Genomic DNA, 15,185 nt, shown 5'->3' with positions numbered 1-15,185 from the left:
GTGAGCCGCGAGGAGGCACCGCCGGGTGGTGACCGCTCGACCCGGGCCGCGGTCGCCACCATGTACCGGCTCACCACCGGGCACCGGGCTTCGGTCGTCGTGGCCACCGTGCTGACACTCATCGGCTCGGGGCTCGGCCTCGCGCAGCCGCTCGTCGCCAAACACGTCGTCGACGCGAGCGGACGCGGACAGATGTTGTGGCCACTGCTGCTGCTCCTGGCGGTGCTGTTCGTCACCGAAGCGACGACGAGCGCGGCGGGGCGCTTCGTTCTGGAGCGGATGGGCGAAGGCGTCGTACGAGGACTGCGCCACAGCCTGGTGGCGCGGCTGCTGCGCCTGGAGATGAAGGAGTACGACCGGCATCGCAGCGGTGACCTGATCTCCCGGGTCACGGCGGACACCACCCTGCTCAGGGAAGTCGTGTCCCAAGCGCTCGTCGATCTGGTGACGGGGGCACTCGTCGCAGCCGGCGCGATCGTCCTCATGATGTGGATCGACCCGCTGCTGCTGCTCCTGGTCGCCTTGACCGTGGCCACCGCGGCCGTGGTCGTCGCCTCGCTCCTGAAGGGCATCCGCGCCGCCTCCGAACGCATCCAGACGGCCGTCGGCGCGATCGCCGCCGACCTGGAGCGCGCACTGGGAGCCCTGCCCATGGTCCGGGTCCACCGCGCCGAGGACCGTGAAGCGGCACGCATCGGAGAACGTGTCGAAGCGGCCTACACCGCGGGCGTACGCACCGCGAAACTGGCGTCCGTGATGAGCCCGGCGGTCGAACTGGCCGTCCAGGGCTCCTTCCTGATCGTCCTGGTCATCGGCGGGCTGCGGGTGAACGGGCAGGCCAACTCTCTCGGCGACTTGGTGGCCTTCCTGCTGTACGCCTCCTACCTGGTGCTGCCGTTGTCGTCGGTCTTCAGCGCGGTCGGACTCATCCAGCGCGGCATGGGCGCTTACCAGCGCATCGAGCACGCCCTGTCCCTGCCGGCGGAGCCCTCACAGACCGGGACCCCGGCTGTCCGGACACGTACACGGACACGCGAACCGTCCCGACCCCCCGGCCACTACGAGAAGCCCGCCCTAGCCCTGCGAAACCTCAGCTTCGGATACACCCCGGACCGGCCAGTGCTGCACAGCGTCTCCTTCACCGTCCCCCACCGGCGCCAGACAGCCCTGGTCGGCCGGTCGGGTGCCGGAAAGAGCACGGTCTTCGCCCTGGTCGCCAGGTTCTACGAACCGGACTCCGGAGCCCTGCTGTTCAACGGCAGGCCCGCCGCCGAACTGAGCCGCTCCGCCTGCCGCGAACGCATCGCCGTCGTCGACCAGGCCACCCACGTAGTCCACGGCACGCTGCGCGACAACATCACCTATGCCGTACCCGACGCGACCGACGCCGAAGTGCGGAGCGTCGTCGAACTCGCGCAATTGGACGGAGTCGTACGGCGACTGCCGGGCGGCCTTTCGGGCATGCTCGGCGAGCGCGGCGGCACGCTCTCGGCCGGCGAACGCCAGCGCGTCGCGCTGGCCCGCGCCCTGCTCGCCCGCCCCGCGCTCCTCCTGCTCGACGAGCCCACCTCCCACCTCGACTCCATCAACGAAACGGCGCTCACCACCGTCATGAAAGATGTCGCCCAGGAGTGCGCCCTGCTGGTCATCGCCCACCGGCTCTCCACGGTCCAGCACGCCGACCAGATCGTCGTCCTCGACAACGGCCGCACCGCCGCCTTGGGACGTCACGAGGAACTGCTCACCACGAGCCCGACCTACCGCCAACTGGCCGCCGGACAGATGCTCCGCCCGGCCGACACGTCGTCCGCTCCCGTCACGACCGCGGGGGAAACTTGATCTTCCGTAGGCCGATACCGATACCGATCCCGGTTGGCGGTACGCCGGATTTTCGCGAGCGGCGTCCCTGTCGTGTCCGTCATGCCCGCTCCTGGGTCTGCTTCAGGTGCTGGGTGAGTTGCTGGAGCGTTGTCCAGGTGTTGGGGTCGGTGCCGTCGCCCAGGATGTAGTGGAGGGCGGGCCGAGCTGTGGGGCCGAGTTGGGCGGGACGGGGGCCGCCCTGTGGGTGCTGGGCGTGGGTGCGGCCGATGTCGTGTACGGCGGCTGCGCCCAGGGTGAAGGAGAGGGGGATGGGCGGGGCTTCGAATCGGGGTGGGACGGTGAGGTCTCGGCGGGCGGTGCGGAGCGTGGCGAGCATGGAGGTCAGGCCGTGCTCGGTGGCCAGGGTCTCGGCCAGCGGGGCAATGGCGTCCAGGGGTGGGGCTTCGTCGGCGGCGTAGCCGAGGGCGAGGGTGATGTGTTCTTCGACGCCAGCCGTGGTGTGGGCGATGCGGGTGGTGGCGATGGCCGGACGGTCGGGTGCGCCGACTGTGGTCAGCCATGTGGGGGCGTTCTTCTGGGCGCGGGCGCGTGCCAGTTCGGTCAGCTGGCGCGGGGACCAGGGCAGGGCGATGGGTTCGGCCGTGGACCATCCGGCCGGTGGGTCGCCGGTGAGGGTCTGCCAGGCCGCTTCCAGGGCGCCGCCGAGCAAGAGATCTTCGTCGGCGGCGTGCGCGGTGTGGAGGGAGAGGAGTAGTTGACGTTCGCCCGAAGCCTCGGAGACGGGGGCGGAGGCGGGCTCGGGTTTGAAGGCTTCTGCGAGCCGGGTGTTCCCGTCCTCTGATTGCTTCGGCGTGAAGTGGCCCTCATGCCAGTGGAGTTCAACTCCCGACAGGCCGTCGTAGTAGCCGCAGTCCGGGTCCTGTACCACCCAGCGGTTGGGGTGGCCGTGCACTGCGTTGCGGGTGGGGAGGCTGAGGCTGGTGTGAGGTGGGGTGACGATCTGCAGGGCGCGGTCGCTGTCGGCGGTCGTACGGAGGGCGTCGGCGAGCCAGTTGGTCATCGCGACGACGGGGCGGTCCTGGATGACGACCGCGGCCTTGTCCGTGAGGACGTCGACGGCCGGTGGTGTCGCTTCGGACGCCGGTGTGGCGGTGGCGGTCTCGGGCGTGAGCGGGACGACGTCGGTGTGGGCTGCCTCCGGCGGCCAGACCGTGCCGCCGAGCACGGTGGCCAGACGCCCGGCGAACGAGCCGGCCAGCCGTTCGCCCTCCTCGACGGCGGTGGAGGCGCGCGCCTCGGTCCACCAGAACGGCCCGTCGGGGGAGGCGACTTCGGCGCCGAGCAGGCGTTGCGCCTCGCCGGGGACCTGGATGAGTAGAGGGGCCTCGACGGACACCAGGGGGCGGCCACCTGGGGTGCAGAGCTGGACGACGGCGCCCTCGGCCAGGGAGTTGATGCCCAGGTCGGGGCCGCCCGCGTAGAGCCCGGCGAGCAGGGTGTTGATGTCGGGCATCTTGGGTGTGAGGGCGATGACGTCCTTGGTCACGTGTGTTCGTTCTCCGCGGTGTCGTCGGCCTCGGTGGCGAGGGCGGTCTGGATGAGCTGGTGGCGGCGGCCTCGGCGGACCAGGGTGCCGCGGCCCGGGGGTTGGGCGGAGGCGTACAGGCCGGGGAAGAGCTGGCCCTCGGTGCGGTCGCCGGTCATGAGCAGGGCGGTGGCGCCGGTCTCGCGCAGGGTGGTGAGGAAGGGCTCGTACAGGGCGCGGGAGGCCCCGGCGACGCGGCGGGTGACGATGAAGTGCAGGCCGATGTCCTGGGCGGAGGAGATGTAGGGCAGGAAGGGTGCCAGGGGTTGCTGGCCCGCGGTGGTGAGGATGTCGTAGTCGTCTACGAGGATGACGATGCGGGGCCCGCTGAAGGCCGGCCCGTCAGTGATCGCATCGGGGTCGGCGGTCTCCGGCAGGCGCTTTTCCAGTTCGCCCGCGATGCCGGTGGCCAGGGCGGCGGCGAGCTTGGCGTTGTGGGCGTAGCCGCCGCGGTAGGGCTCGGGGACGACGCCGCGCAGGCCTCGGCGAGGGTCGAAGACGCCGAAGACGAGTTCCTCGTCGCTGTGGCGGTCGATGAGCTGCTGGGTGATGAGCTTGAGCAGGTTGGTCTTGCCGCATTCGTTGTCGCCGAGGATCAGCAGGTGCTGGTCCTGCCCGACCAGGTCCAGGAGTGCCGGGGCGAGGGCGTCCTGATCGACGCCGAGCGGGATGCGCGAGGGTTCGGCCGTGATCGAGGGCAGTTTGGCGGCGGGCAGGGTCGTGGGCAACACCCGTACGGGGGCGGCGAGTTCGCCGTGCCAGCTGGCGCGCAGGGTGCGGGCGGCGCGTTCCAGGGCGGGGCCGAGGTCGCCGGTGGACGGCTGGCCGTCGATGCGGGGCAGCGCGGTGTGGGCGAAGAGTTTGGCGTCGGTCAGGACCCGGCCGGGGGTGTCGGCGCTCAGTGTCTCGGACAACTTGCGGTCGACACTCGAATCGGAGGGGTCGTTCAGGCGCAGTTCGACGCGCGTGCCGAACATGGACTGGGTGGCGATGCGTACGTCGTTCCAGCGCAGCATGCCGGCGACGATGTGGATGCCGTAGCCGCTGCCGCGCTTGAGGAGGTCGGCGACGGTGTCGTCCAGTTCGGCGAACTCGTCGCGCAGCGCACCGAATCCGTCGATGAGCAGCACGATGTCGGTGGAGCCCAGTTCGGTCAGCCGACCCCGGGCACGCAGGTGGCGGAGCTGGTCGACGGAGTCGATGCCGTGCTCGCGGAAGAGCTCTTCGCGTACGGCTAGTTGGGCGCGGACCTCGGCGACGGTACGCGCGGCACGCTCGTGGTCGGCGCGGCCCGCGATGCCGCCGACGTGCGGCAGACCGGAGAGCGCGGAGAGCCCGCCGCCGACCAAGTCCAATCCGTAGATGGCGACTTGGCGTGGAGTGTGGGTCAGGGCGAGGGAGAGGGCGAGGGTGCGAAGCAGGGTGGTCTTGCCTGACTGCGGGCCGCCGATGACGGCGGCGTGTCCGCCCGCGACGGTCAGGTCCAGGAGCCACGGCCTCTGCCCCTGCTTGGCCGGGTCGTCAAGGATGCCCAGAGGTATGTGCATCGCCCCCGCGGCGGTGGCCAGGTGCAGTCCGCGTTCGGAGGCCTGCACGGGTCCGGCGGCGGCGTCGAGCGAGGTCGCGGAGGGCAGTGGCGGCAGCCAGATGCGGCGCACGGGTGGGGCGGCGGTGCGCAGCTGGTCGACCATGGCCGTCAGGACGGTCGGGCCGGTCTCCCGCTCCCGCATCGCGGGTTGTTCCGGCGCGCCCGTCTTGGGGTCCTGACCTGTGTTGAAGGTGGGGTAGGCCCAGGCGAGGGGCTCTGCGTCCCCCTGCTCGCGCAGGGCAGGGCCGCGGTGGGCGCCGGAGACGTAACCCGCCTTGAAGCGTTCGTACGTCGATGTGTCGACCTTGAGATAGCCGAAGCCCGGCAGCGGCGGCAGCTGGAAGGCGTCCACCGTGTCCAGGACGGTGCGCGACTCGTCGGCGGAGAAGGTGCGCAGTCCGAGCCGGTAGGAGAGGTAGGTCTCCAGGCCCTTGAGCTTGCCGGATTCGATGCGCTGGCTGGAGAGAAGGAGGTGTACGCCGATGGAGCGGCCGATGCGGCCGATGGAGAGGAACAGGTCGATGAAGTCCGGTTTGGCGGTGAGGAGTTCGCCGAATTCGTCGATGACGACGAACAGGTGGGGCAGGGCTTCGAGGTCGGGCCGGGTCTCGCGCAGGGCGGCGTAGTGCCCGATGTCGGCGACGTTCCCGGCGTCCTTGAGTACCTGCTGACGGCGCTTGACCTCACCGGCCAGGCTGGTGTGGACGCGTTCGACGAGTCCGGCCTGGTTCTCCAGGTTGGTGATGACACCGGCGACGTGCGGGAGTTCGGTGAACGGGGCGAAGGTGGCGCCGCCCTTGTAGTCGATGAGGACGAGCGCCAGGTCTTCGGGGGAGTGGGTGGCGACCAGGGCCAGGACCAGGGTGCGAAGCAGTTCGCTCTTGCCGGAGCCGGTCGCTCCGACGCACAGTCCGTGCGGTCCCATGCCCAGTTCGGAGGATTCCTTGAGGTCCAACAGGACTGGTTCGTGGCGGTCGTTGCGGCCGATGGGTACGCGCAGGAAGTCGCGTTCGCCGCGTGGTGCCCACAGCCGGTCGAGGTCGAGGGCGGCCGGGTCGTCGATGCCAAGGAGGGTGGGGAAGTCGACGGGGCCGGATATGGGGGTGCCCTCGGCGGCGGACTCGGCGGAGAGCCGCAGCGGGGCGAGCATGCGGGCAAGACCCTCGGCCCCCGCGATGCTGACCTCATCCGCGGTGCCGTGTCCGGGCAGCGCTTCGGGGGCACGCAGGTCTTCGACGCTCACCTGGTCACCGTCGACGGTGATCCGCACGGACACCTGGTCCGGCTCGTGCACCTGCTGCTCCAGGAGGTGCAGCACGGTCACGCCCATACCGGTGAGGTCAACGGCTGTGTCCGGACGGGGGAGTTCGGCGGCCGTGCTCCCATGACAGTCGCTGACGACGAGAAGCCGGTCGGACATCCGCAGCGCGTTGCGGTCGGAGAGGCCGCGGCGCACTTCGGCGGCGTAGGAGGAGCGGCGCCGCAGATCGGGAGCGCACTGCCGGGCGAGCTGCTCGATGCTCGGCGCGATGCGCCGGGCTGCCACCGGCCCGTCGTCCTGCTGCGCATCGAGGACGTGGGGCAGCCACTTCGCCCACTCCCACTCCTCCAGACGCTCGCCGGGCACGCCCAGAGCGATGGCGACGTCGTCGGGGGCGTGCGTCACCGCGGTCTGGATCAGCAGGGCGCGGGCCACGCGCAGTACGCCTTCGCGGTCGCCGATGATGCTGACGTTGCCCGCCCTGTCCAGCGGCGCCATCAGCGGGAAATCGCTCGCGGTGGTGAAGCGGTGCTGCAGCGCGCGCGCTTCGTTGAGCATGAACGGGTCGGGCGGTGTCAGCACGCCGCTGCCTTGGTTCTGCCCGATCGCCAGACCCTGCACGGGTACGTCGCCGGTACCGAGCCGCACCCGCAGGAAATCCGCGTCCAGGCGCCGCCGCTCCCACAACCTGGCCGGGTCACGGACGAGGTCGTACAACGCCGCCGGAGGCGGATTAAGAACCCGCGCCCGCCGCCGCAGCTCCCGCTCGGTGGCTCCGAGCTCCTCGCGCTGCTCCTCCACGTATTCGAGATACCGCTCGCGCTGGGTACGCCGGGTGCGCTGGGCTTTGCCGCGCTGGGACAGGAAGAGGGCGACCGCGCCAAGGAGCGCGAAGACGAGGACGATCGCGCCGATGGCGGCGAACTGACTGTTGCGGATGACCGTCATCATGACGACCGAACCCATGACGCCGGCCATCGGAAGCAGTGCGGTGGCCGCGTTGCCCATCTTGCCCTCGGGCAGGTTCGGGGGCGGTTCGATGGTGCGTTCCGGGGCGGCGGCGGGCGGCCGGGTGGAGCGGGCCGGGCGGTGTATGAGGCGTTGGGTCATCGCACCCGCACCGCCCGCTGCATCGCCTCGGCGGCCAGTTGGACGGCGGCGTCGCGGGAGCTCTGGCTGAGCATGCCGGTGTGGATGGGGCCTCCTTGGGCCAGATGACGGTCATAGGGGAGCGGCACCACGGCGGCTCCTGTCTCGCGCAGGTGCGCGGCGGCCGTCTTCAAGTCGAGGGTTGTGTCAGGTGAGTTCGCGCTCAGGGCTACGACGGTGGTGGCAAGCGCCGAGTGCGGCAACTGGGCGAGCCAGTCCAGGACCTGGCGGGTGCCGTTGACGCCTTCGGCGGTCATCGGGGCGACGACGACGCGGGCGTGAGCGGTGTCCATCGCGGTGCGCGCCACTTCGCCGGGCAGCGTCTCGCAGTCGACCACCGAGACGGCGAAGTAGCGGCGCAGCGCGAGGGTGACGGTGCGGTAGGTGCGTACGTCGAGGGGGGCACCGACACGTCCCTGGCTGGCCGGCAGCAGCCATCCGCCATCGGCCACCGGCACCAGATAGCCGGTGACGTCAGTGAGTTGCATCGCCGGGCTGAGGATGTGGGCCAGATCGGCGCAGGCCCAGCGGACGGACTCCGCGCCGAGCCGCACGGGGAGAGTGCCGAGCGCGGCGTCGGCTTCGAGGGCGAGGACGGGGTCGTGCCGGTAGTGGTTGAACGTCCGGGCCAGGAGGGCGGAGACAGTGGACTTGCCGACGCCGCCGCGGATGGAGGTCACCGCGATGACCCGCCCCGTGGTGACGGGCTGCTGCACCTCGCGGGCGAGACGCGTCTGGGCGGCCACTTCCTGGCCGGCCGAGGCGGTCAGCTTGCGCAGCGACCGCCCGGTGCGCCGCGCCGCGGAGTCTCCGTGTTGAGGACCGCCCAGGGCGCGGGCGAGGCGGGGATCGACGGTGGGTACGGACTCGGGGGTGGGCAGCGGGAGGCGGGGGTCGCGTGATGCGGGCTGGGCGGCTGCCGACGTACGGGGTGCTGGAGTCGGGGGCGCCGACTGTTCCGGGATTGCCAGGCCCTGCACGTCAGTGGACTCCGCAGAAGCGGCACCCAACTCCCTCAGCACATCGCGCTGCCAATCACTTTCCTGAGCCATGCCGCACCCCTACGCAAAGGTGTCGAGCAGTCGCCCGTACACACCGAACACCCCGATGACCAGGGGCAACAGAGCGATGACACCCACCGACTCCAACAGGTCGCCGACGCGCCTGAGCCGCACCCGCACATGCTCGGCAGGTTGAACCGCAAGGACCACCAGCGGAATCAGGGCCAGCACGACGAGCAGGGCCAGCGGCCCTCCGGCGGCCGACCGTTCCATCCATACGCCGACCAGCGCCACCACGACGACGGCCGCGGCGACGAACAGCCCCACCACCTCGGCGATGAGCGGATAGGCGCGCGTCCGCAGCGCAAGGACCACGGCGGTGACGGCGGCCACCAGCACGGTCCACACCGAGGGCGCACGCAACACCATCATTCCGGCCGCTGTGGCAGAGAGTGCCAACACGAGGGTGGCAAGGGCCAGTCCACGATGGGTGGCGGTCAGCGCCGTACCCACCTGATACCGGCTCACCGAAGCACCGCCGGTACGCCGGTCATCAAGCCCCGACAACCCCGACGCCATCAAGGCGAGCCGAGGCAACACTCCCAGCACAACCACGGAGACGACAGCGAGCAACGCCCCCACCCGAGCCTGCTCGCCCCCGGTCCGGGCACCGTCCTGCAGAGCGAAGGCGGCCTCCCACAGAACCAGACACCCCAGAGCGGTCGCGGCCCCGATCAGAGCACCCCGCCCCAACGGCGAGAACCACCCCAGAAGCAACAGCACGAGTACGACGTTGAGGACGACACCGGCCAGCAGCACCGGACCACCCCAGGCGTACGCATCACCCAACGTCCACGCCCCGAGCGCCCCCAAGGCCCCCGCGGACACGATCAACGTGGTGGCAAGTCCGGGCTGCTTACGCCACCCCAGCAGCGCCCCGGCAAGGGCGGGGATCACGGCGGCAGCGACCAAGGCCTTGCCCGCAGCAGCCAACTCGAACTCTCGGGCAGCCAGCACCCCCGCCACGATCACCCAGAACACGGTGGCCATCCCGGCCACTACCCGCCGAGCAGCGGGCCGCCACCGCCAGGCCCGCACATCCAGATCATCGGCGGCTTCATCGGTGACGTCATGCACCACGGGCGCGGACGGCGCATCCTCAACGCGCACCAGCCGCAGCACGGCACCGTCGGCGACACCGGCCGACTCCAGGGTGCTGTCGTGCGCCAGAGCGGAACCATCCGCGGTGACGAGGTGCCGCAGCATGGGGCGGGCCGCGGCCTGATCGACGACGAGCCGCAGCACCTCGGGAAGCAACAGCCCAATCGGCTCCTGCGAAGGGAGCACGAGATCCACCCGCCGCTGCTCTCCCACCAGGGTGACCCGGCTCAGGGCCGTACGACCCGTACCGCTCGTGCGGCTCAACGGCCCCGCAGATATCACGCGTTCGAACCTATCATCGAGAGGAAGGGGTTACGGAGGACGGCGGGGAGGGGGCTGACGGCGAGGAAGAAGGTACGGAGGTGCTGTAGGGGCTCTTGCCGATAAGCCGGTTCGAGATGAAGGACCACCCCACACACCCGGCACACAACACCGCCGCGATCACCACCCCGGCGAACACCTTCCCCAACCGCTCATCGACGGTTCGCCGCTGCCGTTGCGCACCGAACAGCAGGGCGTCTCGCAGCCGTCGGCGTCGCACGGACACCGACTCCAGCAGTTGACTGTCGTAATCCTGGGCTGCCACCGTTATTGCTTCTCCTCCCAGTTCGCTGCCGCGTGAATTATGGGAACGGGGTCTCCCGGTGATCACTCTTCACGGTGCTCAGGTAGCGAATTCGCCAACCCAACTGCGCCGCAGTAGGGCCTTAGGCAGGTATTCGGACTCGACTTCGATCGGGATGTCGGCATCAAATGCCATGCATGCGATAGCTAGCGGGCCGAGAGCGACCAGGCCCTCGCTACTCTTGGACCTGGTCTCGTCATCGGACCAATATTCCTTATGCCAGGTGAGTGCCTCGGCGAGTGCAGCATTGAACGGTTCTGAATCCTGCCTCTGGTATCGGTGGAAAATCTCCAAAGGCGGGTACAGAACCTTGAGCATGAGCTCAGCGCTGGCGATGTGAGGGGCTGCAGGGTCGGTGCCATTGATGGCCGTGACCAAGGTGTCCCAGGTTTCCTGGCGGCCGAACCAGGCATTCTGTAGCGTTTCCACCCATGCATAGATGTACTCGTCGAACTCCATTCCTGAAGCACGCAGGAACGAGACGGGCACACGGGCCAATTGGTCGAGACGCTCGTTCTCGCGGCAGATCACTGCCAGATAGTATGCGGTGAGCCAGTTGCCGGCGTGCAGATATTCCTGAGGACCGGTCGCGGGGAGATTCTTTACCTTGCCGTGGCTCCCGATGCGGCAGGGGGTAGTCCCTTCGCTAGCCACGGCCGAGATGAACAGGCCTGATCCGACCTGCATGGCGGTGACCCATGCCTCCCATGTCGGGGATTCCGCAACCGTGGGATCCGTCAGGCAGGACCACTTGGCGACCGTGAGTGCAAGATCCAGAGCGTCGAAGCGGTCAAACTCTGATGTCTCAATATCGGAGAGAGCATCTTCAGCGCTCTTGACGATTGGTTCCATGGCTTCAGCCGCGTTGTCCGTGGGGAAGTCGTGGCGGGGAATGCTGATAACCATGTGCCTCCCTTTCTCAGTAGATCTTCAAATGTTCCAGTACAGCGCCAGCGTAGCGTGAGCCCTCGGGCTCGTTGGCCTTCACCAGGACATACTGCAATTTTCCAGCCTTGAGAGCATCTCGGAACTCCCCCGCAAGCTTGGCATCGCGTCCACCGCGCTTCGTCATCTCGGCCAGGATGGTCCTGAGATACGGTACCGTCCCCTGCTTGACCCGCATCCCTGCTGCTCCGCCGTTGTCGCCAAGGCCAGGATTGTTGGGGTCCTCGGGGTCGGCGCGCCCTTTACGCCAGTCAAGGTCATTGCCTGGTGCCTTGTCCTCGGCGATCAGGATTTTATCGTCTTTGAGTCGGTACGCTCCGTCGAACATGTTGGCCCCGTTAGCGGTCTTCGGGAGCTCGATTGTCTCGACGGCTTCAAATTCGCGCGGGATCACATGGAGCTGGGAGGCTTGCTCGCCGAACTTCTCAGAAATCTTACTGTTGGGCGGTACGTCACCAAGCCGTTGGGTGTAAGCATCCTGAGCCGCAGTGAGAGCCTCGTGGTTCGAGAAAGAAGGAGATTTCTCGTACGACTTCTGCGCGTTCATGAGGTTCCTGTATGCCTCGCGGTTTGCGGCAGCGGTGTCGAGAGTGGGCAGGACGTCCCTGGGAGCGGTGTCTCGTGCGAGCGGCTTAGATCCGAATCGGGTTTCGGACGGACCGTTCGGCAAGTTGTGTTTGGCGACCCACTGGTCCTGGGCATTCTTCGCGAGCTGAGGAAGCTCGGCGCCGTCTACCAGCCCAATGTTGGGCTTGCGTCGGCCGATGGCGTCGTAGTGTTTCGCGCGCCACGCGGGATCTTCGTTTGCTTTCCGGACGTGCTCGTCCTGAATCGCCTTCAACTCAGCGGAAGTCAACTCCCGCTTCGCTGGATTGTCGGCACCTGACCCGTGGTTCCCGCCCGCTTGTCCATCGCGTCCGAGCCCTCCTCCAGAATTCTGAGGACTATGTGACCCGCCACTGCGGGAGCCGCCGGCATTGCCGGAGTGCTCGGGGCCGGTAGAGGAGCCCCCCACCGGCTCGTGAGAATGCCCGCTGCTGCCGGACACGCCAGCTGCGCGGTGCGATGCGCCGCCACCGCCGCTATGAGCGGGTGCAACATGACTGGCCTGTGGCGGAAGGTGTTCGCCCGCGTGGGAACTGGTCTCCGGCGTCCGAGCGCCGGCGCCCACCAGGGCAGGCTCGCGCTGGGCAGGCACTTCCTGTGGGGTTGCCCGCTCCGCGGCAGTCTTCTCGATCGGGGCGGTGTCCCTGATGGGCTTGCCCTCGGCGTCGACCCGGATGAACTTGCCGTCTTCGACGCGGACCCTGGAGCCGTCGAACTCCAGGTCGCTGTGTATGCGCTGCAACTCGGGTGTCGTGTCGGCGCCGGTCCGGATGCGGGCGGTGAGGTCGGCGACGCTGGGCAGCTTGCTGAAGGCCTTGCCGCCCACCGTGAGCCCGGCGGAGAGGGGGTCGGCGTAGGTGCCGATCTTCGCTGCGACGGCGGCGGCCTTGGACGCGGCTCCGGCCTTGCCGCCCTTGGCGATGACCCCCAGTGGACCGGCGCCCAGCGTGAGGAAGTTGAAGGTGGTGGTCCCCGCCGCCTGGACCGGGTGTTCTTCCCACTGGTCCCAGGCGACCATGGACTTGGCGAACTCGCGGGCGGCCGTCTTCTGCCGCTTCACACCATCGCTCTCGTCGTCCGGGCCGATCGTGTGGTCCAGGACCCAGTCGTAGGGAGTCAGTGTGTACTGGCCGATGCCGCCGAGAACATCGCCGAGACCGCTCCAGGCTTCTTTCGCCGAGCCCCCGATGCCGACCAGATGGCCCAGGCCTTCGAGGGCGGCTCCGCCGCCGCCGACGATGAAGCCGTCCCAGACGTAGTGCTTGATGTGCCGGTGGAACTCGTACGCATGGATGGACTCGCTGACGTGGCTGCCCCAGGGCGTTTCCTTGGCCTGCTTGAGGAGGTCGGCGTCGTAGCCGTACATCACGGTCTTCGTCGTCGCCTTGTGACTGCCGTCGTCCTCGATGAACTTCGGGCCGCCCACGATCGCCGAGATCTTGGTCGCGGCCCGGCGCTCGGCCGCTTCGAAGGCGCTCCTGGTGACGGCGACGTCGTCCACGAGCTCGTTGTTGCGGTCGGTCTTTTCGTCGTCGTAGTGCCAGTCGTCGTCGCCCTCGACGCTGGCGACGAACTTCCTGGCATCGGCCGCCAGCGTCTCCAGGCGCTTGGCCAGCGGGCGCGCCTCGCTGGAGAAGGTGTCCAGGGCGTCGGCCACCGTCTCCAGATCGGCGGCGAAGGTGTCAGCTCTGTCCATCACCGGCTGGGTGGAGGCGAACAGATCGTCGGCCTCCGGCGCGGTGTAGTAGGCCCCCAGCATCTGGAAGCGGGAGTGCACATCGGCCCCGCCGTTGCGGATCCCGATGGCGTCGCTGCGTAGCGCGGAGACGTCCTTGTCCAGTTGCTCGAAGTCACCGATGAACTTCGGTATGCCACCCGGCTCGATCATCTTCACTTGTCGGCGCCCTTCTTGCGGGCGTCGGCGAGAATGGCCTTCATGTCCGGGGCCTTCTCCGCATTGCGCTGTGCGGTCGCGGCTTGCTCCAGGTCCCCGTGCACGTAGTGGTTGGTCGCCTCGATCGCTCCGTTCACCGATTTCGAGGCCCGAACGCCGGGGAAGAGAGCGTCCTCCGCGGACTTGTCCACGAACAGCGCCAGCGCCACGCCGATCGGCCCGACGGGCACGTCCCCGCAGTACCCCGAACTGATCGTGCCGGCCGAAGTGGCCGCACTCTCGGCGTCGGTCCCGTACGCCTTGACGTCCTTGGCCAAGTCGTCCATCGCCAGCCCCACCAACGACGTCACCGATTCCACCCCGGACGGTGAGATGTCCCATGCAGGCATGCCAAACCCCCTACTGATCCCCGTAATTCAGCCCAGACGCTCGGTGCTGCCGTTCAGCCGATGTTGTCGACCGCGGCGCGCGCCCGCGCGAGCGTCGACTGCGCGGTGCCGTCGTTCTGCTCCAGCGTGGTGCGCACGAGGCGGATGATTTCCCGTACCTCGTTGGCGGCCTTGTTCCAGCGGACTTCCTTGCCGTGGTAGTCGTCTGACACCCCATCAGCCTGGTAGTCGGCCATCGCGGCCTTCACCGCGCGGTCGCGGTCGCCGAGGACCCGCTCCAGCTGGCCGATGATGATCTGCAGGCCGCCCTGCACGTCGGACGAGGCGCCGGTGTCATAGGAGCGGCGATCCTGGTTTCCAGCCATGGCGAAGTTCCCCCTGTATGCGAAGTGTTGTGATGTGCCGGCTGACCGACTTGGCGGGCTCAGGCGGAGAAGCGGGCGCCGTCGAAGTTGGCCGCGCCCATGTTCTGGTGGGCGTTGTCGGCCTGCTCCTGGTCGCCGGAGCCGAACGCGGTGTCCATGCCTGCCTGGCCGCCCAGGATCGAGGACAGCGCCCCGTTCAGGTCCGAAGTGATCTCGTCCGCGCGCAGCTTGAACGAGTCGAAGGTCGCCTTGCCCGCCCCGTTGAACTTGCCCTCCAGCGGCTCGGCCGCCTGAACCAGCAGACTGATCAGCGTTCCGAGATCGTCGCTGGACCCCACGGTGTTCTTCCCCAGCACCGCGAGAGTCGTGTCTCCCATGTCGAACTTCATGAGTCCACCCCCGTAACTCGTCAACTGCGGTGCACCCCCCGACCGTTCATCGGTCACAGGATGCACGTGCGTCACTCACACCGCGTCAGTATATCGAACATCCTCTCCCATCGAGCGTTGCAGAAGCAACGCGGTAAGGGGCGAAGTGGTGTGATCTGTCGCATGACTTCAGTGGTCGCGTACCGGAGCGGCATCTCGCGCCGCGCTTGCCGGCACTAAGTGGTTCGGCCATATGCGTCGCGGACATGAACAGGGGGCCGTCGGGTCGGGCGGCGAGGGCTGCCGGAAACGCCGTTGAGGTCGCTCGGCTCCGATGCATAGGGTTGCTCCTGACGGCGTGTAGCTCAGCAGTAGAGCACCGGGCTCCGGACCCGGAGGGCGCAGGGGCGGCACCTGCCACGTCGGC

Annotated in this window: 11 protein-coding genes and 1 tRNA gene; 2 read left to right on the top strand and 10 right to left on the bottom strand. The window is 68.6% G+C overall.

Features of this window, described 5'->3' with window-relative positions:
• Positions 1-60 precede the first annotated feature (60 nt).
• Positions 61-1,839 (top strand): ABC transporter ATP-binding protein, encoded by a 1,779-nt coding sequence (locus ACGFX9_RS08390; protein ID WP_393468291.1) that lies wholly within the window; start codon positions 61-63, stop codon positions 1,837-1,839.
• Between the two features lie 79 nt (positions 1,840-1,918).
• Here ACGFX9_RS08390 and ACGFX9_RS08385 read toward each other — a convergent pair whose 3' ends face one another.
• The 10 genes from ACGFX9_RS08385 to ACGFX9_RS08340 all read right to left on the bottom strand — a co-directional run bounded on the left by ACGFX9_RS08385 (position 1,919) and on the right by ACGFX9_RS08340 (position 14,779).
• Positions 1,919-3,367 carry a DUF6177 family protein gene (locus ACGFX9_RS08385; RefSeq protein ID WP_393466717.1) on the bottom strand — a complete coding sequence of 483 codons (1,449 nt, stop codon included), beginning with the start codon at positions 3,365-3,367 and terminating at the stop codon, positions 1,919-1,921.
• The gene (eccCa, locus tag ACGFX9_RS08380) at positions 3,364-7,365 is read right to left on the bottom strand and encodes a type VII secretion protein EccCa (RefSeq protein WP_393466714.1); all 4,002 of its coding nucleotides are present in this window, start codon (positions 7,363-7,365) and stop codon (positions 3,364-3,366) included. The genes ACGFX9_RS08385 and eccCa overlap by 4 nt, the downstream gene beginning before the upstream one ends.
• On the bottom strand, positions 7,362-8,456 hold the full coding sequence (locus tag ACGFX9_RS08375; protein WP_393466711.1) for a type VII secretion protein: 1,095 nt from the start codon (positions 8,454-8,456) through the stop codon (positions 7,362-7,364). Before ACGFX9_RS08375 ends, eccCa begins: the two co-directional genes overlap by 4 nt.
• Before the next feature lie 9 nt (positions 8,457-8,465).
• The gene (gene eccD, locus ACGFX9_RS08370; RefSeq protein WP_393466708.1) at positions 8,466-9,830 is read right to left on the bottom strand and encodes a type VII secretion integral membrane protein EccD; all 1,365 of its coding nucleotides are present in this window, start codon (positions 9,828-9,830) and stop codon (positions 8,466-8,468) included.
• A gap of 31 nt (positions 9,831-9,861) precedes the next feature.
• The gene (locus tag ACGFX9_RS08365; RefSeq protein ID WP_393466706.1) at positions 9,862-10,152 is read right to left on the bottom strand and encodes a hypothetical protein; all 291 of its coding nucleotides are present in this window, start codon (positions 10,150-10,152) and stop codon (positions 9,862-9,864) included.
• Positions 10,153-10,230: 78 nt separating this feature from the next.
• Positions 10,231-11,097, bottom strand: a complete 867-nt coding sequence (locus tag ACGFX9_RS08360; protein WP_393466704.1) for an immunity 49 family protein — start codon at positions 11,095-11,097, stop codon at positions 10,231-10,233.
• A gap of 13 nt (positions 11,098-11,110) precedes the next feature.
• Positions 11,111-13,636, bottom strand: a complete 2,526-nt coding sequence (locus ACGFX9_RS08355) for a hypothetical protein (protein WP_393466701.1) — start codon at positions 13,634-13,636, stop codon at positions 11,111-11,113.
• Positions 13,633-14,025 (bottom strand): DUF6507 family protein, encoded by a 393-nt coding sequence (locus ACGFX9_RS08350; protein WP_393466698.1) that lies wholly within the window; start codon positions 14,023-14,025, stop codon positions 13,633-13,635. Before ACGFX9_RS08350 ends, ACGFX9_RS08355 begins: the two co-directional genes overlap by 4 nt.
• A gap of 53 nt (positions 14,026-14,078) precedes the next feature.
• Positions 14,079-14,390 carry a pore-forming ESAT-6 family protein gene (locus tag ACGFX9_RS08345; protein WP_351161619.1) on the bottom strand — a complete coding sequence of 104 codons (312 nt, stop codon included), beginning with the start codon at positions 14,388-14,390 and terminating at the stop codon, positions 14,079-14,081.
• A gap of 59 nt (positions 14,391-14,449) precedes the next feature.
• Positions 14,450-14,779 carry a hypothetical protein gene (locus ACGFX9_RS08340; RefSeq protein ID WP_393466696.1) on the bottom strand — a complete coding sequence of 110 codons (330 nt, stop codon included), beginning with the start codon at positions 14,777-14,779 and terminating at the stop codon, positions 14,450-14,452.
• A 333-nt stretch (positions 14,780-15,112) separates the two neighbouring features.
• Here ACGFX9_RS08340 and ACGFX9_RS08335 point away from each other — a divergent pair.
• A tRNA-Arg gene (locus ACGFX9_RS08335) sits at positions 15,113-15,184 on the top strand.
• Position 15,185 lies beyond the last annotated feature (1 nt).

Source organism: Streptomyces sp. NPDC048436 (genome assembly GCF_043200355.1).
Lineage (GTDB): Bacteria > Actinomycetota > Actinomycetes > Streptomycetales > Streptomycetaceae > Streptomyces.
This window is presented reverse-complemented; position numbering and strand designations above follow the sequence as displayed.

Excerpts from the sequence above, each read along its gene's own strand:
- ACGFX9_RS08345 (WP_351161619.1), bottom strand. The coding sequence starts at position 14,390 with ATGGCTGGAAACCAGGATCGCCGCTCCTATGACACCGGCGCCTCGTCC.
- ACGFX9_RS08350 (WP_393466698.1), bottom strand. The coding sequence starts at position 14,025 with ATGCCTGCATGGGACATCTCACCGTCCGGGGTGGAATCGGTGACGTCG.
- ACGFX9_RS08340 (WP_393466696.1), bottom strand. The coding sequence starts at position 14,779 with ATGAAGTTCGACATGGGAGACACGACTCTCGCGGTGCTGGGGAAGAAC.
- eccCa (WP_393466714.1), bottom strand. The coding sequence starts at position 7,365 with ATGACCCAACGCCTCATACACCGCCCGGCCCGCTCCACCCGGCCGCCC.
- ACGFX9_RS08390 (WP_393468291.1), top strand. The coding sequence starts at position 61 with ATGTACCGGCTCACCACCGGGCACCGGGCTTCGGTCGTCGTGGCCACC.
- ACGFX9_RS08375 (WP_393466711.1), bottom strand. The coding sequence starts at position 8,456 with ATGGCTCAGGAAAGTGATTGGCAGCGCGATGTGCTGAGGGAGTTGGGT.
- ACGFX9_RS08360 (WP_393466704.1), bottom strand. The coding sequence starts at position 11,097 with ATGGTTATCAGCATTCCCCGCCACGACTTCCCCACGGACAACGCGGCT.